Source organism: Pseudomonas sp. BP8 (assembly GCF_017875955.1).
Taxonomy (GTDB): domain Bacteria; phylum Pseudomonadota; class Gammaproteobacteria; order Pseudomonadales; family Pseudomonadaceae; genus Aquipseudomonas.
Genome location: NZ_JAGINK010000001.1, coordinates 4,330,314 through 4,347,484 on the forward strand (window position 1 = coordinate 4,330,314; position 17,171 = coordinate 4,347,484).

19 protein-coding genes and 1 riboswitch are annotated in these 17,171 nt (G+C 60.7%); of the genes, 11 read left to right on the forward strand and 8 right to left on the reverse strand.

Going from position 1 to position 17,171, the window contains the following annotated elements:
- The first annotated feature begins 105 nt into the window (after positions 1–105).
- The 5 genes from J3B00_RS18880 to J3B00_RS18900 all read left to right on the forward strand — a co-directional run bounded on the left by J3B00_RS18880 (position 106) and on the right by J3B00_RS18900 (position 3,774).
- Positions 106–588, forward strand: coding sequence for a hypothetical protein (locus J3B00_RS18880; protein WP_209870126.1), 483 nt, complete (start codon positions 106–108; stop codon positions 586–588).
- 24 nt (positions 589–612) lie between these two features.
- Positions 613–1,197 (forward strand): S-type pyocin domain-containing protein, encoded by a 585-nt coding sequence (locus J3B00_RS18885; protein WP_209870129.1) that lies wholly within the window; start codon positions 613–615, stop codon positions 1,195–1,197.
- A complete protein-coding gene (locus J3B00_RS18890) occupies positions 1,197–1,448 on the forward strand; it encodes a bacteriocin immunity protein (RefSeq protein WP_209870131.1) in 252 nt (83 codons plus the stop codon). Before J3B00_RS18885 ends, J3B00_RS18890 begins: the two co-directional genes overlap by 1 nt.
- Before the next feature lie 213 nt (positions 1,449–1,661).
- The gene (locus tag J3B00_RS18895; RefSeq protein WP_209870133.1) at positions 1,662–2,414 is read left to right on the forward strand and encodes a response regulator transcription factor; all 753 of its coding nucleotides are present in this window, start codon (positions 1,662–1,664) and stop codon (positions 2,412–2,414) included.
- A gap of 25 nt (positions 2,415–2,439) precedes the next feature.
- On the forward strand, positions 2,440–3,774 hold the full coding sequence (locus J3B00_RS18900) for an ATP-binding protein (protein ID WP_209874994.1): 1,335 nt from the start codon (positions 2,440–2,442) through the stop codon (positions 3,772–3,774).
- Between the two features lie 151 nt (positions 3,775–3,925).
- Here the strand turns inward: J3B00_RS18900 and J3B00_RS18905 are convergent, their stop codons facing one another.
- Positions 3,926–5,875 carry a TonB-dependent receptor gene (locus J3B00_RS18905; RefSeq protein WP_209870135.1) on the reverse strand — a complete coding sequence of 650 codons (1,950 nt, stop codon included), beginning with the start codon at positions 5,873–5,875 and terminating at the stop codon, positions 3,926–3,928.
- 283 nt (positions 5,876–6,158) lie between these two features.
- Here J3B00_RS18905 and J3B00_RS18910 point away from each other — a divergent pair, with 283 nt between their 5' ends.
- Positions 6,159–7,073 (forward strand): LysR family transcriptional regulator, encoded by a 915-nt coding sequence (locus J3B00_RS18910; RefSeq protein ID WP_209870138.1) that lies wholly within the window; start codon positions 6,159–6,161, stop codon positions 7,071–7,073.
- Positions 7,074–7,354: 281 nt separating this feature from the next.
- Here J3B00_RS18910 and tenA read toward each other — a convergent pair whose 3' ends face one another.
- A complete protein-coding gene (tenA, locus tag J3B00_RS18915) occupies positions 7,355–8,023 on the reverse strand; it encodes a thiaminase II (protein WP_209870141.1) in 669 nt (222 codons plus the stop codon).
- The gene (locus J3B00_RS18920; RefSeq protein WP_209870145.1) at positions 8,020–8,667 is read right to left on the reverse strand and encodes a TenA family protein; all 648 of its coding nucleotides are present in this window, start codon (positions 8,665–8,667) and stop codon (positions 8,020–8,022) included. The genes tenA and J3B00_RS18920 overlap by 4 nt, the downstream gene beginning before the upstream one ends.
- Before the next feature lie 78 nt (positions 8,668–8,745).
- A riboswitch (TPP riboswitch) is annotated at positions 8,746–8,864 on the reverse strand.
- Between the two features lie 207 nt (positions 8,865–9,071).
- Here J3B00_RS18920 and J3B00_RS18925 point away from each other — a divergent pair.
- Positions 9,072–9,647: a WYL domain-containing protein gene (locus J3B00_RS18925; RefSeq protein WP_209870148.1), complete on the forward strand. Its 576-nt coding sequence runs from the start codon at positions 9,072–9,074 to the stop codon at positions 9,645–9,647.
- A 1-nt stretch (position 9,648) separates the two neighbouring features.
- Here the strand turns inward: J3B00_RS18925 and J3B00_RS18930 are convergent, their stop codons facing one another.
- Entirely contained in the window at positions 9,649–10,383 is a 735-nt protein-coding gene (locus J3B00_RS18930) for a hypothetical protein (RefSeq protein WP_209870151.1), read from the reverse strand.
- A gap of 356 nt (positions 10,384–10,739) precedes the next feature.
- Positions 10,740–11,981, reverse strand: coding sequence for a cytosine deaminase (gene codA / locus J3B00_RS18935; RefSeq protein ID WP_209870154.1), 1,242 nt, complete (start codon positions 11,979–11,981; stop codon positions 10,740–10,742).
- Positions 11,982–12,144: 163 nt separating this feature from the next.
- On the opposite strand from codA, the gene J3B00_RS18940 reads away from it, so the two are divergent.
- From J3B00_RS18940 to J3B00_RS18950, 3 genes are all read left to right on the forward strand, one after another.
- Complete coding sequence (locus J3B00_RS18940; RefSeq protein ID WP_209870158.1) at positions 12,145–12,546, forward strand: antitoxin Xre-like helix-turn-helix domain-containing protein; 402 nt, start codon at positions 12,145–12,147, stop codon at positions 12,544–12,546.
- A complete protein-coding gene (locus J3B00_RS18945; protein WP_209870162.1) occupies positions 12,540–13,238 on the forward strand; it encodes an RES family NAD+ phosphorylase in 699 nt (232 codons plus the stop codon). Before J3B00_RS18940 ends, J3B00_RS18945 begins: the two co-directional genes overlap by 7 nt.
- A gap of 190 nt (positions 13,239–13,428) precedes the next feature.
- Positions 13,429–14,313 (forward strand): hypothetical protein, encoded by an 885-nt coding sequence (locus J3B00_RS18950; RefSeq protein ID WP_209870166.1) that lies wholly within the window; start codon positions 13,429–13,431, stop codon positions 14,311–14,313.
- 106 nt (positions 14,314–14,419) lie between these two features.
- Here J3B00_RS18950 and J3B00_RS18955 read toward each other — a convergent pair whose 3' ends face one another.
- Complete coding sequence (locus tag J3B00_RS18955) at positions 14,420–14,827, reverse strand: nuclear transport factor 2 family protein (protein WP_209870170.1); 408 nt, start codon at positions 14,825–14,827, stop codon at positions 14,420–14,422.
- 335 nt (positions 14,828–15,162) lie between these two features.
- Between J3B00_RS18955 and J3B00_RS18960 the strand changes: the two genes are divergently transcribed.
- Entirely contained in the window at positions 15,163–15,834 is a 672-nt protein-coding gene (locus J3B00_RS18960) for a type II CAAX endopeptidase family protein (protein ID WP_209870173.1), read from the forward strand.
- A gap of 126 nt (positions 15,835–15,960) precedes the next feature.
- Here J3B00_RS18960 and J3B00_RS18965 read toward each other — a convergent pair whose 3' ends face one another.
- Both J3B00_RS18965 and J3B00_RS18970 read right to left on the reverse strand, forming a co-directional pair.
- Positions 15,961–16,671, reverse strand: coding sequence for a hypothetical protein (locus J3B00_RS18965; RefSeq protein ID WP_209870177.1), 711 nt, complete (start codon positions 16,669–16,671; stop codon positions 15,961–15,963).
- Between the two features lie 333 nt (positions 16,672–17,004).
- Complete coding sequence (locus J3B00_RS18970; RefSeq protein WP_209870180.1) at positions 17,005–17,163, reverse strand: hypothetical protein; 159 nt, start codon at positions 17,161–17,163, stop codon at positions 17,005–17,007.
- Positions 17,164–17,171 lie beyond the last annotated feature (8 nt).

Consider the following 17,171-nt stretch of genomic DNA (forward strand, 5'->3'; position numbering starts at 1 on the left):
AACTGCTCCATTACGGGAATATGCTCACTCTGCATTGGTAGCGGCTTAACAGAGATCCTGCGTGGTTCAAGCAGCACCCTGCTGCTGTGAAGCATGGAGGTTCCAATGCAAGGCACAGTTTTCCTGCCCGATTCGCATGTCATCGGCAGGCCTTCCATTCCTGTCATACTCCCACCCCTTTATCCATTCGGTCTTCCCCGCTGGCCCTACCCCGCTGGCGGGCTTTTAGTTCCGGCACTACCCCCAACATCTCCGACAAAGCCAACGCCTGCGCAAACACTTGAAGCGATCCACGAAGATGCTAAGACATCTTTGGACCTTCAAACGTTATCCGCTGCGGTGGATGTCGAGATTGAATCGGCAATCGCGGAGGCAGGGTTAAATAGGGATAACCCTGACCACAGAACACAAATATTAGAGTCGCTGGCCATAAAGAAACTGGACGCTTTCGAAATTCACGAAGCCAACGTAAATAAACTTCTAGGCCACCATCCTCTTTGGAAATCTACTGCTGCCACCCTACACGCTTACGAACAGCGCTACGGAAAGATTGATGATGATCCTGGGACGTGCCTGCGCGAACCTTGACCTGGACACCCGCCGTTACCCCCGGTGACTCTTCAACGATGTTGCCAGAGGAACCATCCGAGCCGGCAATATATTCCGGCAGCGGTGCTCACCCCAATAGAAGTAAAAATTGACAGCTACCCAGGCGTGGCCGACGCCAGTTTCGATGACTACATCATTGTGTTTCCTGCAGACTCAGGACTGCCGCCGATCTATACAATGTTTTGGGACCGGCGGGAGGATCCGGGAAGAGCAATAGGATCTGGACCTGAAGTAGATGCGTCGTGGGCCAGGGGTGCCGCCAATGGTGACGGATCGCCCGTACCGAAGCAGATTGCAGATTTATTGAGGGGCAAAGGTTTCGCAAACTGGAAAGCCATGAGAGAGTCACTCTGGATGGCCGTGGCCAATGATGACTACCTCTCCAAACAATTCAGCATCGGGAATATCGAAAGGATGAAAAAAGGATTTGCTCCCTTCGTACCAAAAAGCGAACGCGCCGGCAAGCGTGACGTCCTTGAACTTCACCACAAAAATTTAATCTCCCAAGGTGGCGAGGTATATAATTTGGAAAATATTTTCCTCACGATGCCCCGACTGCACATAGAACTCCACAGAGGGAAACAATAATGAAAAAATCTATCAGCGAAATAACTGAATCTGAGTTTTTACTGTTTGTAAGAAAAATATGTACTGTCGACTACGATACGGATGAAGACCACCGCAGCGCGGTTCATCATTTTGAGCGCATTTCCCAGCACCCCGCCGGTTCAGATTTATTCTTCTACCCTGAACCAGGAAAAGACAGTCCGGAGCTTATTGTGGCGGAGGTCAAGGCTTGGCGCTTGAGAAATGACAAGCCAGGGTTCAAAACTGAGTAGATCCGCTCCAATACGATGCAATTCTCATTTCATCAACTGGCAAGCCGTTCTCATGTCCTGCAATGCGTGGGTTGGGCTTGCCCTACGATGAAGACGACCAATCGTGCTCGGCCTTTGGATACTACCTGTGACAACCTGCCACCATTCCCATGTCACAAATGATAATGACTCGTAGTAATATCCCGCCCCACCCTCACCCACTCCCGATGACCCATGCTCCCCACCCAGCCCCTGCCCGCCCCCCGGGTACTGGTCGTCGACGACCACCGCAAGATCCGCGACCCGCTGGCGACCTACCTGCGCCGACACGGTTTCGAGGTACGTACCGCTGCGGACGCCGCCGGGCTGTGGCAGTTGCTCAAGCAACAGGATTTCGACGTGGCGGTGCTCGATGTGATGCTACCCGATGGCGATGGCTTCGAGCTGTGCCAGCAGTTGCACCGGCGCTGCAACCTGCCGGTGATCCTGCTGACCGCCCGCGACACCACGGCAGACCGGGTGCGCGGGCTCGATCTGGGTGCTGACGACTACCTGACCAAACCTTTCGAACCGCGGGAGCTGGTCGCACGGCTGAACAGCGTGCTGCGCCGTCACCAGGCGACCCAGGCACGCGCGCAGGCAGCGCCGGTAGACGCCGCGCCGAGCCCACGCCGCTATCGCTTCGCTGGATGGCAATACTGTGCCAGTACCGCCACCCTCAGCCGTGCAGGCGTCGAGCCGGTGCGCCTGAGCACCGCCGAGGGCAAATTGTTGCAGGTGTTCCTGGCGCATCCGCATGCCAGCCTGAGCCGCCAGCGCCTGGTCGACCTGACCGCAGCCCACGACAGCGACATCAGCGAGCGCGCCATCGACCGCCAGGTCAGCCGCCTGCGGCGCAAGCTCGAGTGCCCCGGGCAAACGGCAGAGTTGCTGCGCACGCTGTGGGGCAGCGGCTACCTGCTGGCCGCCGATGTCGACCTTGAATAGCCTGCGCAGGCTCTGGCCGCAGCGCTTGCTGCATCAACTGTTGCTGCTGCTGTGCCTGGCGTTGCTGACCTCGCACCTGATCGGCATCCTCTTGCTGCACCGCCACGGCAGCCTGCTCCACCCGTTGTCGCGCAATGCCAGCCTGGAGCGCTTGTCGACGGCCTTTCATGCGGCGCACGACCTGTCACGGCCACAGGCAGAACGCTTGCTGGCGCAGATGGGCAATCCGGAGACGCGCTTCTGGATTGCCAGCACTGCCGAAGTTGGCCCATTCCCGCCGCGCGCCGAGGAGCGACGGCTGGCCAACGACTTGCGCCAGCGCCTGCAATTACCCGCCGAGCACGCCATCACCTTGCAACTGGAGCGGGTCAATGGCGCCGACGCCCGCGCCTATCCGTTCAGCCCCGGCGGCTGGGCCGCGCTGCGCTTGCGCAGCAGCCTGGCGCTGGGCGATGGGCTGTACCTGAACGCCGTGCAACACCCCAGTGGCGCTTATCAATGGAGTACGGTGCTGGCCTACAGCGTGCCGATGACCACTCTGCCGGTATTGCTGGTGATGATGCTGTGCCTGCGCCGTGTAGTGCGGCCAATCAAGACCCTGGCCAAGGCCACCGAGCGCGTCAGCCGCGGCGAGTGGATCGCGCCCTTGGCCTTGAGCGGGCCGCAGGAAGCCCGTGAGCTGACCTGCGCGTTCAACACCATGCAGGCCAGCCTGGCCCGGCATGTCGAGGGCCGCACACGCCTGCTCGCGGCGATCAGCCACGACCTCAACACACCGCTGACCGAGCTGCGGCTGCAGGTGGAATTGCTCGAGCCCGGGCCAACCCGCGATGACCTGCTGGAAAGCCTCGCCGAGCTGACCGCGATGGTGCGCGAAACGCTGGAGTTCGTCCGCGGCGATGCGGTGCAGGAGCAGACCTGCCGGCTGTGCTTGAACGACCTGCTGGACGATCTGGCCCGCCGCTACCGTTTGATGGGTGAGCCCTTGAGCTGGGGCGGTGGCGATGAGCTGTGGGTGAGTTGCCGGCCGTTGGCACTGAAGCGGGCGCTGACCAATCTGATCGACAACGGGCTCAAGCATGGCGGTGCCACCCATATGGAGCTGAGCTTGCGCGGCGGGCAGGTGTACCTGGCAATCATCGATCAGGGGCCGGGGTTGCCTGAGGCGTGGCTGGAGAAGGTGTTCGAGCCGTTTGTGCAGTTGGGCCGTGGTGGCGCGGATGCGCGCAGTGGTGGCGGGCTTGGGCTAGGGTTGGCGATAGCGCGGGCGTGTATTCAGGCGCACGGCGGTGAGTTGCTGCTGGAGAACCGGCCGCCGCAGGGGCTGTGTGCGATGGTGCGGTTGCCGGTGGGCCAGTGAGACCGACGCAATCCTGTAGGAGCGGGCTTGACCCGCGAAGAGGCCAGCCCTGGCAATGAAGATGGATGGCACCGGCTTCGCCGGTGTTCGCGGGGCAAGCCCGCTCCTACAGGTCCCTGCTAACTCAATAAGACTGCGTCAGGCTCGTTTTTCAGAAGTTGTAAGTGGCGCCCATCCAAAGGGTGCGGCCATAGTTGACCGTGCCATAGGTCTCATCGTCCAAACGCTTGTCGGTGAGGTTGTTCAACGACGCGTTCAACGTCAGCGCATGGGTCACATCAAACGATCCACCAATGTCTGCCGTGGTGTAACCCGGCGCACTTTCGGCGGTGATCGTATTGCCCGTCTCCTCGCCGTAGTAGCTGACCGCAGCCCAGGCCTGAGCACGGTCGTTGACCCGCCACTCACCGCGCAGGTTGGCCTTGCGCTCTGGGGTCAGGGCCAGCGGTGCACCGGCGTTGGCACCGGACTTCTGCTCGGAGTCGGTGTAGGTGTAGTTACCCTTGACCAGGAACGCATCGTTGATATCCCACTGCCCGGTCAGCTCGACACCACGGATCACTGCCTTGTCGACGTTGACCCGGTCCATGATGATGTAGCCGTTCCACAGCTGGTCGGTGGTCACCGTAGACAGCTTGTCCTGGAAGTCGTTGTAGAACAGGGTAACCCCGGCAGACAGGTCGGCCCGGTTGGACCACAGCGCCGAGACCTCGTAGTTGGTGCTGGTCTCGGGCTTGAGGTCAGGGTTGCCGAACATGACGAAGCGGTTGCGCCGCAGGTAGGCGTAATCGGCGACCACAGCACGCAGCTCAGGTGCCTTGAAGCCACGGGCGATACCGCCCTTGAGGGTCCATTGCGGGTGCGCACGCCAAACCCCATAGACCCGCGGGCTGAAGTGGTTGCCGTACTCTTCGTGGTCATCCAGGCGCAGCCCGGTGGTCAGCGCGAAGTTATCCGTGACCGACCACTCGTTCTCGGCAAACAGCGCGCGCTGGGTGACCTTGAACTCGCGATTGACCCGGTCGCCCAGGCCCTGGTTCCAGTCGGTGACCTGGTTTTCCTGCCACTGCAAGCCCACCGTGCTGACGTTGTGTGCGGTCGGCACCACCAGTTTGGCATCCAGCACGCGGTTGCGGATTTCTGGCTTGCGGCCGTAGATGTCGGTCTGGTCCGGGGTGGCCTTGCCTTCGCGGCTAGTGGTTTCCTGATACAGCGCCACGTCAGAGGTCGCCCAACCCCAGCGGCCCTGGTGCGACAGCGACCAGTGATCGCGGTTGTTCTCCTGCTCGCGGGTAGCCCAGTTGGCGCTCAGGCCATCGCCGTTCTTCAGGCGAGTGACGCCGGCCTCAAGCAGGATGTCGTGGTCGATGGTCGGGGTGAATGACAGGCGCGTGGTCAGGTCGCGGTGGTCGGCCTTGCTGTGGCCGTTGGTTTGCTCCAGGTCATCGTCGGCCTGGCGGTCGAGGTAGCGGCCCCAGGCCTGCAAGCCGAGCAGGTCTTCTTTCAACGGTCCGCTCAGGTAGAACGAGGTCTGCCCGGCATTGCCCTCGGCACTGTGCTGACGCGCCGAATAGTCGTAGCCGATCGAACCGCCCCACTCCGGCGCCACCTTGCGGGTGATAACGTTGATCACCCCGCCGATGGCATCCGAGCCGTACAGCGAAGACATTGGCCCACGCACCACTTCGATACGCTCGATGGCCGCAGCCGGCGGGACGAAGCTCTGTTCGTAGCCGGAGTTGCCGTTGACCCGCGATTCGCGCGCGCTCTGGCGTTTGCCGTCGACCATGATCAGGGTGTAGTCGGCGGGCATGCCGCGGATCGAGATATCGGTTTCGTTGGCGCCGCCATTGACCGTTACCCCTTCCACATCGCGCACAGCATCACCGAGGTCACGGTACGATTTACGGCGCAGGTCTTCACCTTCGATCACGGTGATCGAAGCGGGTGCGTCTTCGACGCGTTGCTCGAAGCCGGCGGCGGTGACGACCATGTCTTCCAGAACCAGCGGCACTGGCTCGTTGCTCTGCGCCTGGGCGGCGCTGGCCAGAAGCACGGCCAGGGTGGATGAACGGCTGAGGAGGCGGCGTGTTGCGGGCATGCGGATGACCTTGTGGATTCGTTGTAAAAGCGAATCCTAATCAGCTGCATTGGCGGAGATGGGACAAAGTGTGACAACGGTGGAAGGTTTGAGAATGCCGGGGCTGCTGCGCAGCCCCAGGATCCAAGGGGTTATCGCCAGTCGTGTTTGTCGGCAAAGAACGCCCGGGCGTTGTCTTCCAGGCTTTCCAGGTGGTAGCCGCTTCCTTGGCCCAAGGCTATGATTAGTCACTTTTCTATTTATCATTCCAACTATAACGAACATTTATTATCCAGAGCCCGCCATGCAAGAACGCCTGCTCAATGATCGCCTCGACTGGAACCTCCTGCGCACCTTCCGGGTGATTGGCCAGGAACTCTCGATCAGCCGCGCCGCCGCCCGCCTGCACCTGACTCAGCCGGCGGTCAGCCAGGCGCTCAAGCGCCTCGAGGAGCAACTCGGGCGCCAACTGATCGCCCGGCGCGGGCCACGCTTCGTGCTGACCGAAATGGGTGAGCAGCTGTTCCAATTGGCGGGCGAGGTGTATGGGCAAATGTCGCAGATCGGCGGGCTGCTGGAACAACCCACTGATGAACTGGAGGGCAAGGTGCGCCTGCTGATGATCAGCCGCATCTGCTCGGAGCGCTTCGATGAGTTTCTCGCCGGCTTCCACCGGCAGCATCCGCGGATCGACCTGGAGATCGATGTGATGCGCAGCTCGGACATCGTCGCTGCCCTGCAGGAAAAGACCGCCACAGCTGGCCTGAGCCTGAACCGCCGGCCCCAGCCGCGCCTTGAGCAGCGGCTGTTCTTGCGCCAGCGCTATGCGTTTTTCTGCGGCAAGCATCATGCGTTGTTCGGTGAATACGAAGGCGATCTGCAGCGGGAGAACTTCGTCAGTTTCACCAGCGACCAGATTGGCGGGATGCTCTCGCCGCTGACTATTTTTCGTGATCAGCAGGGCTTCAGTGGGCGTATCGTCGCGTCATCGCCGAGCTTGGAGGAAGTGCGGCGGCTGGTGATTGCCGGGTTTGGCATCGGCTGTTTGCCCGAGCATGTGGTGGCGCCGGATGTGGAGGCTGGGTTGTTGTGGCGGTTATCGCCGCAGGAGGGGATCGCCGATGTGGATATTCATTTGCTCTGGAATCGGGATCAGCGGTTGAGTCGGGCGGAGTCGGTGTTTATCGGGCTGCTGCAGGAGTGCCTGGAACATCCGTGATAGAACTAATGCTAACTCATTGATTCAGCAGGGGCCTGCGAAACCGGCGAAGCCGGTGCCATACACCAATACACCACGTTCGCTGGGCCGGCCTCTTCGCGGGACAAGCCCGCTCCTACAGGATTTGCGTGGATGCCGGGAGGTGCATTCGACGCAAATCCTGTAGGAGCGGGCTTGTCCCGCGAAGAGGTAATTTGCGTGGAGGCCGGAAGCTGTAATTCGACGCAAATCCTGTAGGAGCGGGCTTGTCCCGCGAAGAGGCCAGCCCAGGCACCACTAAATCAACTGGAAGCCCCATCCAGCCCCATCTGCCAGAAGTCCGCCTCCAGCTTCGACGCCTGGCCAAAGATCCCCGCCAGCTCGACAAAGCGCTGCTCGGTCATGCTCCGCGCCGCCAGCTCATCCAGGTGCTTGCGCGCCGCCGCTGCCACGCCCTGATACGCCTCTCCGGCATACTCGGCAATCCATTCGCGGTAAGGATGACTGGCCATATCGGCAATATTCTCAGACAACCTGCGGCCAATCTCGGCATAGCCAATCACGCACGGCGCCAGCGCCACATGCAGCTCGAGCAGATCACCCGCCGCGCCGCAATCAAGCACATAACGGGTATAGGCCACGGTAGCCTGATGCTCCGGCGCGGCCTCGATATCGGCCTGCGACAGCCCCCAGCGCGCGCACAGGCGCAGGTGCAATTCAGTCTCGTCGAGGATCGCCGCCAGCCCCGCCTGGGCCGCGCGAATGTCGCTCGGCAGGCGGCTCTTGTAGGCCGCCAGCGCCCAGGCGCGGGCGAACTGGATCAGGAACAGGTAATCCTGGACCAGGTAGGTACGAAACGCTTCCTCGCTCAGCGTGCCCTCACCCATCTGCCGGACGAAATCGTGGTCGACATAACTGGACCACTGCGGCGCGGCGGCGGCCTTGAGCCGATCAAAGATGTCCATGCTCATGCCTCACCCTCATACACCGCGTCGAAAAAGGCCAGTTCCAGGTCCACCGTGCGCAGGTAGAAGTCGCGGCTCAACTCAGCATCCTGCGGCCCGACCCGGTCGAGCTCTGCCTGCAGGAAGGCGACGAAGTCCTGGAAGAACGGGTTGTCGTGCAGAGTGATCCATTCGGCATGGACGAAGTTCGCCGGCAACGGCTGCGGCGCCTTGATCGCCCAGTCCAGATACAGCCCTTCAGCAACGTTGAGCACCGCCAACGCCGCAGCGTACGAACGGGTCGCGGCAGCTTCGCGCATGATCGCCTTGAAGCCTGCGGTCGGTGCCGTGTCAGCCGGCTCGTCGCGCTGTGCCGGGCTGACGTCTAGGGCTTCAAAGGCACGCAGGAAATAGGTGTTTTCATCGCTCGAGATCATCCCGGCGAAACGCCCCAGGCGCAGCCGCGCCTCGAAGGTGTCGGCAGTGGCGATCGCGGCGCCGAGCAGGGTCAGGAAGCTGTCGAGAAAGCGGTGATCCTGAACCAGGTAGCGGACCATCACCGGGTCGGCCACTGTACCGTCGCACAGTTGGGTGACGAAACGGTGGCCAACGGCGGCCGACCAGGTCGGCTCGCTCTGACGGCGCAGGGATTCGGTAAAGCGTTCGCTCATGGTGCTGTCCTCTGAAAGGTGACAGCGAGACCGTGGCAGTGTGGCATGGAGCGGCCTCGCAGTGAGGCCGGCTGAAAGGCAGGTCGGCAGTCCCATCCCTTCGCCGGCATGATCCGGATCAGGTTCGAAGGGTCACCGCGCTGCAGCTAGTGCCAGCGGTTTCTCAGCCCGTTGCCGGGGCTCCCCTTGGTGACGGATAGGTATACAGGAGGGGCAGAGGGTTGTCATTTCATCACTGCACTGAGGACTGGGTGCTCGCGCTTACCGAGTGAAACCGACATCAACAACTCGCTCATCCCCTTCCTCACCTTGGATCCTGCAACGGGTCAGGTTATCCTTAGCGCAATAGCCAATTGCCACCATTGAAGCAATCAGTTTTCTGTCGATTGCCAAGGATCTCCGTTTTGCCCAGTAACCCCACCCGCCAGACCATTGCCCGCCAGTGGCAGCTGCTGAAACTGCTACCCCATCGCCACCCAGGCCTGAGCACCTCGCAGTTGCAATTCGCCCTGAGCGAAGCCGGCCACAAGGCCAGCAAGCGCACGGTGGAGCGTGATCTGAATGAGCTGGTGGTGCTGTTCCCGTTGCAGTGCAACAGCAAGGGGGTGCCCTATGGCTGGTACTGGCAGCCGGGGCTGAGCCTGGGCGAAGCGTACCGGCTGCTGCCGGGCGATTTTGCCAGCGCGCAACCGATCGCGCTGCAGGCCTGGGTTGATCAGGGGCTGGCGCTGCATCTGGCAGAGCAGCCGCTTTCGGATGACATGCGCCTGGAGTCTCTGGCCGAAGGCGGCGCTAGGCTGGAGGCCACGGTCGACGACAATCGCGCCTTGATGGGTTGGCTGCTGTCGCATGCAGGATCGATTCGGCTACAGGCGCCGGAAGGGCTGCGCGAGGCCATGCTCATGCAGCTACGTCAGAGCTTGGCGCTGCACGAGGCAAAAGCGGCTGGGAGCTCTGATGAATGCACGCTAACTCATTGATCTAGCTAAATTTTGTAGGAGCGGCGGTGCGGCGCAGGTACGCGTAGCCTAGGCCGAGCACGGCCAGGCCCAGTGCAACCAGCGCCGCTACCAGCACCTGGCTGTACTTGGCCACCGTCGCCGGGAAGCCGATGAACTCGCGGTAGGCCCGCACCTGGGCGACGCCATCGGCATGGCGGATGCTCAGCCCGCCCTGGCGGATCTGCGAATAATCCGAGTCGAAATACACCCAGACCTTGCAGTCTTCACGGCCGCCAAGCGTGGCGATGTCGATCACGCTGGTAGCCTCTTGGGGAATGATGTCGTTGCCGGCATCGTCACGAATCTGCACCAGCCCCTTGGCCGGCAGGCGAATCTGGACGTCCTTGAGCGGCGCCTCGCGGGTGTTCTGTAGCTCGATCAACAGGCCGGTGCGATGGTCCACCAGGCCGGCTTCAAACGGCTTGGCAAACAGCTCGGCGTAGGGTTCTTGGGCCAGGTCGACCAATTTGTCGACCTGCTGGTGGCTGAGCTGGCCGTCACTGATCGCACTCATGCGCTCGTGCAGGCGTTCGTACCTGAGCAGGTCATTGGCCTGGCTGATACGTTCGCTGAACTGGCTCGGGTAGGTGAGATAGGCGTAAGTAAGCCGCGCCTCGAGGGCGGGTTCCTCCTTGAACGTCGTGTACAGCCCGGCAGCGCAGGCGCCGACGACCAGCAGGCCCACGAGGGACTTCCCGACTTTTTCCCAACTCACCTTGGCGGTTCCTTCTATCGCGTGAAGCGCTATGCAAAATCGCCGGCAAAGCGTGCCACCGATCCGCCTGAGGGGCAATTGCGAATTGCACTCAACGCGCCAGGGATACCGGGATCGATGCCAGCGGCGAGCTCGCCCCGGGCCGCTGCGCAGCCCTTTCGCGACACAAGGCCGCTCCCACATGGACGGCGCCGTGCAGTAATGGGTGTATTAAACCAACAAATGGGCAACACAGGCATCCCTGTGGGAGCGGCCTTGCGTCGCGAAAGGGGCGCGCAGCGGCCCCAGCGAGCTCAAGTCAAAAACCAACTCCGGCAAAATGCAAAGACCTTGAAAAAGCGGCCCCAGATCGGCACTCAGCCCAATCGCTCGATGTGCGCCGGTGTGCGGCGCATCAGGACTTTGCCATTGCGCACCGACAGCAACGCATGCCCCTGGCTGCGCACCATCTCGTAATCATCCGGTGCCGACAGCACCAGCAGGTTCGCTGGCCGCCCCACCTCGATACCATAGCGCTCACCCAGGTTGAGCGTACGCGCGCTGTTATCGGTAATCAGGTCGAGCGAGCGCTGCAAGTCTTCATAGCCGAGCATGTGGCAGATATGCAGCCCCGCCTCGAGAATACGCAAGATGTTGCCATTGCCCAGCGGGTACCACGGGTCAACAATCGAGTCCTGGCCGAAGCACACGTTCATCCCCGCCCGGTCGATTTCCGCCACCCGGGTCAGGCCACGGCGCTTGGGATAAGTATCAAAGCGCCCCTGCAAGTGAATGCTCTCGGTCGGGCACGACACAAAGTTGATCCCGGACATCTTCAACAGCCGAAACAGTTTCGAGCAGTAGGCATTGTCGTACGAGCCCATCGCCGTGGTATGGCTGGCCGTCACCCGCGCGCCCATGCCGCGCACCCTCGCCTCCTCGGCCAGCACCTCGAGAAAGCGCGACTGCGGATCATCGGTCTCGTCACAGTGCACATCCACCAGGCAGCCGGTGCGCTCGGCCAGGTCCATCAGAAACTTCACCGACGACACACCCTGGTCGCGGGTGTTCTCGAAATGCGGAATACCGCCCACCACGTCCGCGCCCATCGCCACCGCCTCGGTCATCAACGCGCGGCCATTGGCGTACGACTCGATCCCCTCCTGCGGGAACGCGACAATCTGCAGATCAATCAGGTGGCGGACCTCTTCGCGCACTTCGACCATCGCCTTGAGCGCGGTCAGCTTGGGGTCGGTCACATCGACATGGGTGCGCACGTGCTGGATGCCGTGGTCGACCAGCATGCCGATGGTCTTGGTGGCGCGGGTCTTGGTGTCTGCGTGGGTGTTGAGCTCCTTGCGCTCGGCCCAGCGCTCGATGCCCTCGAACAGCGTGCCACTCATGTTCCAGTTTGGCTCGCCGGCGGTCAGCGTGGCATCGAGGTGTATGTGCGGCTCGATGAACGGCGGTATCACCAGGTTCTGCTGGGCATCCAGGTCATCTGCATGGCCTGGCGCCGCCACATCCGCCTGCGGCTGGATAGCAGCAATGCGGTCGCCGTTCAGTTCGATGCGGAACAGCCCGGCCTTGCCGCGCAAGCGTGCATTGATGATGTTCATGGGACTACTCCTTGCCTTGAGCTTCGGTCATGCGCCATATCAGCATAATGACCGCAGCATTCATACGGAAAAGCAGAGCGATGAGTCATTATGCAGCCGTAATTTGATCTCTAGACGCAAATTACCTACTATTGAATCTACAGATAAATAGAGCGGAGTATCCATGAGCCACGCTACTGCAGTCCCAGCATCGTCGACCAAGGATGTGGGCGCGGTCGCCTTGCGTACGGCTATCAATATCATGGAAAAGTGGCAGGCCAACTCGAAGCAGATCGAGAACGTCCTGCGCATTTCTCGCAGCACCTATGCTCGCGCAAAAGATCATCAGCGCGCGGTCAGCCTCGACAGCGACCAGATGGCCCGCATCAGCCTGGTGCTGAACATGCACGCGGCGCTGCGTACCGTTTTTGACAATCCGGACAATGTCTACGGCTTTGTCTCGATGAAAAACAACAACGACTTCTTCGACGGCCAGTCGCCCCTTGAGGTGATGGCGCAGGGCTCGTTCATCCAACTCTATGAAACCTTCCGCCGCATTGATGTGCTGCGAGGTGCGCAGTGGTAAGCGCCGCTGATCTGCAGGCCATAGAGGGCGGCGAGGAGATCAGATCCTACCGATTGGTGAATTCCAAATACCCACCCATTGCGCTGTTCGACGACGTGGCCAGCGCGGATGAATTCGACATCCTTTATCAGATCCAGGCCCTGACCAATCCGCGCCTGCAAAATGAGCTTGGCGCGCTCAAGCTGATCGCCCGCAGCGAGATTCCGTTCGGCATCACCGGTTGCTCGTATGCAACTGCGCCGTTTACCCATGTCAATCCAGAGGGCTCGCGCTTTGGCGATGGCAGCTTTGGCGTGCTGTACCTGGCAGACACCCTGGAGACCGCAGTTGCCGAGGTTCGGCATCATCAGCAGGCTTACTGGAGCAAGGTTGAAGGGCTGAGCTATGAGCGGTTCGTGTTCCGCGGACTGGTGTGTCATTTCAATGAGGCCGGGGTGTTGAACGCCACGACCCTGCCGCTCTCGGATGCCATTTACGCGCCGGATAGCTACAGCGCTTCCCAAGGGCTTGGCCGTGATATCAGGAAGGCACAGGCTGTGGGTTTGCGCTATCACTCGGTGAGGTCGCCGGGCAATACATGCTGGGCGCTGATGACACCTCGGGTGGTGACGTCGGTGGTGCAGTCCAGCCATTACGAGATGGTCTGGAATCAGCGGATTACCAGCGTGAACAAGCTTGTTTCCGGGGTGTGACTTCTACCCCGCAAGCACGCCCAAACCCTGTAGGAGCGGGCTTGCCCCGCGAAACCGGCAGAGCCGGTGCCATCCGCCGCGGTGGCTGGGCTGGCCTCTTCGCGGGGCAAGCCCGCTCCTACAGGTTCAGTGCTGCCCGTTAGATTAAGGAAAGCCAATGTCCGCGTTACCCGCTCTACTCCTGCTATTCGTGATCGCCCCTGCCCTGCTCGGCTACCGCGCCAATGTCTACGCCTCCCCCGCAAAGCGCGTCTGGTATTACCGTAACTTCCTCATCATCAAAGACTGGCCACAGCTACGCCACGCCATGCTGGCTTTTGCCCTGTTCACCGCCCTGCTCTACACAACCGGCGCGCTGAAAATGCTCGGCATACCGCTCGCACCCATGCTCGGGTGGACGCTGATCAGCCTCACCTGGCTCAGCGCAATGGCATACCTCTACTGCTACTTCGAAATCAGCTCACTGCGCACCCGTTTGCCCTGGAAAACCCTTGGCGCCCTGCTGGCAATCACAGTGGCCACGCTGTCGAAGATCCTGTCAGATCAGGTCATCGCCGACCTGACCCGCCTGCCCCCGCGCGAGCTGCTCGGCGCACAATTGCTGCTGGGAGTGTGCATGACCGTGCTGCTCTGGTGCGTCGCCGTGGCCATCGCCCAGGGCTGCTTCGCCTTCGTGTCCCTCGGGCTGATGCTGCGCGCGATGATTCGCGACTACGTCAGTCTGCGCAAAAAGCAAAAATATGACGTGTTGCCAGACCTCGCTGCCGTTGCAGCGACCTACCTAAGCGCCCTGATTTCGCTCAACGCCGTTGCAGACCTATCGGGTAAAGGCACCTACGAAAGGCCGGCCCGCGAGGCAATCGCCTTCGCCGCATTCAACCTGCCGGCGTCCTACTGCGGCCTGGCCGATGACAGCGGCGCCCTGATCGCACCGCTGCAAGGCGACACCAGCGCCGTGGCCATCCCTGACGAGACGCTCGGCTATCGCTTCGAGCCGGTCGAATGCCCTCCACTGAAGAAGACCCGCGCTCAGATCAACGCGATGCTAGGGCCACAAACTGAGATCCAGAACTGACCGGCGTGGCTGATGATGTTGAGCCTGCCTTTGCTGCTGTTCAGTGGTATCAGGCCACAGTTGGAGTGCAAGCGTTCTGCGGCATGCACCCGCGCGCCGTGCACGCTCAGCCGTCAATTCCATCAAGCAGCCCAGTGCCATACGAATTGTCCACCACACACAACCAGTGCTCCCCCACCCGGCGGAACACATAAGTCGCCCGCCGCGTGAACGACTCACGCGACCCAGAAGCATCGGCTACCGACAGTGACGTTTCCATGATCACCAGAGCCGTATCCCCGCCCTCGACCACTTCCATCCGCCCCTGCCCGACCTGCAGGCTGTGGTTGAAATGCTCGGCGATAGCGACGAACGCCCGGCGAATAGCCGGTTTGCCACTCACCTTCAGCCCCGGCTTGACCACCAATGTGGCTTCATCAGCGTAGAAGTCCATCAGCGCATCGAAGTCCTCAGCCGTGATCGCACGATCAGCGGCTTCGATGGTTGATTTCAAGGCGTGGGTCACTGCATCCATGGTGGTTCTCCAGGTAGGCCCCGGATGGCGGGCATGAAAAACCCGCCATCGAGGCGGGTGGTGTGTGCGTGGTACGCGCTAGCCCGCCGGGGTGATGATGGCGGTAATAATCAGCGGGGCGCGGAAAACGGATGGGATCGTCATGGGTCGACTTTGCCGCAGGTTGAGCGGCAATACAACTACGGTGCTGGCAAGCAGCGCAGGTTAATAATCTATTTGTTTGCCAGGCCATTGATCACGCGGCGACCACACCGGCAAGATGCCCGGCGAATTGCCCACACAAGGACCGTCCCGTGCAAACCTCTGCACCCGTATTCCCCTCTCCCGCAGCCCCCATGCCTTCGAACTACAACGTCTTCAAGCGCCTCGGCATGCTGGCGCTGGCTATCGTCATTTATGTTGCGGCAAGCCTGATTGTCGTCCTCCCCGACCCGTCCGCCCCCCTCACCAGCCAGCGACTGATCAACACGATGGGTTATGCCGGCATCGGCCTGCTGGTGCTGTTGTACTTGCAGCACCGCAAACAAGGCCTCGCTGAGGTTACCCTCGGCACGCACCTGCGCCGGCCGTTGCTGTACGGACTGGTTGCCATGGTCGCCACCTACGCCCTCGGTGGCGTGCTGATGTACCTGTTCGAGATCCCCCGTGAAAGCTTCATGGTGCATTTCTACGACGGCCTCGGCCCAACCCAGATTGCCCTGCTCAGCGTCACCCTGGTGCTGTTCCCACCGGTTGCCGAAGAGCTGCTGTTCCGCCACTACCTGATGCGCGTGTTCCCGCTGCACAAGGGCCGGTTCTGGCAATGGACTGCGATCGTGGTCAGCACACTGGTATTTGTTGGTTTGCACAGTCAGTACGATAACTACATCACCCTGGTGACCCTGCTGCTGGTCGGCCTCATTCTCGGCATCGCCCGCGTAGCCAGCGGCGGGCTGCTGGTGCCGGTGCTGCTGCATGCGTGTGCGGAAGTGGTGGCGATCAGCCTCAATTACCTGCAAATGGATTGATCGCGGGAGTTGGCCCCGATGGCAGCCTGGATGCCAGTTGCAGCAATGGCTTGGCCTGCTTTATAGCGCATCACCCGATGCGCACCTCGACACTATTGCTACAACGCGTTGTTCATTACTCAACACTCACTGGACCACTGCTGTAGGGAGACGAGGGGCAGCTGCTTGTCCGGCCGGAGCGCTAGCGAGGGTGTTTGAACTTTGCTCCTCACTCTCCGCAAGAATCTCAGGGTGCTTCTCTAGGTAGGCCTCGAACGCGCGGGCGACCTTGTAGTCACTGTAGGGAATACCAATCCACGCGGCAGCAACTATGAACGCTATCTCAACGCTAAATCCAGCGAGAACTCCAGAAAGAGTCACTGCTCCACTGATCGCGACCCCAACCCCGAAGAACAAACCCAATCCTATGAAAAATGCGGTGATTAAGAGTGAGAACCTGGCTCCTGCAGTTTGCCATCCAGTGATTACAAAAGTGGGGGTTGGCGCGCCAGACCTTATTGCCAAAAACTTTGAGATCTGCTTAATCTGGTGACGATTCCAACGACCACCCTTAGCCACCCTTTTTAAATAGTCTACCGTTATCTTATTGGTGCTGAGCCCGCTCGCAATACGAAAAGCCTCAAGATACAACGCATCATCAAGATATTTTCTGAGCGGGCCGTCACTCGATTCAGCTGCGTGCAACTCCTTCAATTTTTTATAATATCGCCGCGACCAGTGCTCATCGTAGAGCGCAAATATATTGAATGCGCTTTTAGCGGCTAATGCAATCAAGCCAATCACTGCGACTGCGGTACCGATTCCACTGTCCATCTGAGATTTGAAAAATTCAAGCATCTACTAACCCTTGCTTCCTTGCGTCTAAGTTAAGTTACTCCAGAATGTACAGGTCAATGCATGAACGCTCAAGTAAAACAACACGAGCCTGCCCTGCGTCGCTAGTTAATAGGGGGATGCAGGGTGGTGTTTAACACCAGAATGGACAGTAATGCGGGAACAGGAAGAGTGATCTTCTGCCGTAGCCACGTGGCATTTACACAGCAGCGGCCTGCCATAGATAAGGGCATTGGCCGACCCCCAAGTTTAGTGTGGTTGGCGCGGTCTCTGTGGGAGCGGCCTTGTGTCGCGAAAGGGCTGCGCAGCAGCCCCAGCATTCTCAATGCCAACCCCCTAGTTGACGACCGCATCAAGCAACCCGGTGCCATTCGAATTTTCCACCACGCACAACCAGCGCTCCCCCACCTGGCGGAATACATAAGTCGCCCGCCGCGTGAACGACTCACGCGGTCCAGAGGCATCGGTGACCGACAGCGAGGTCTCTATGATCACCAAGGCCG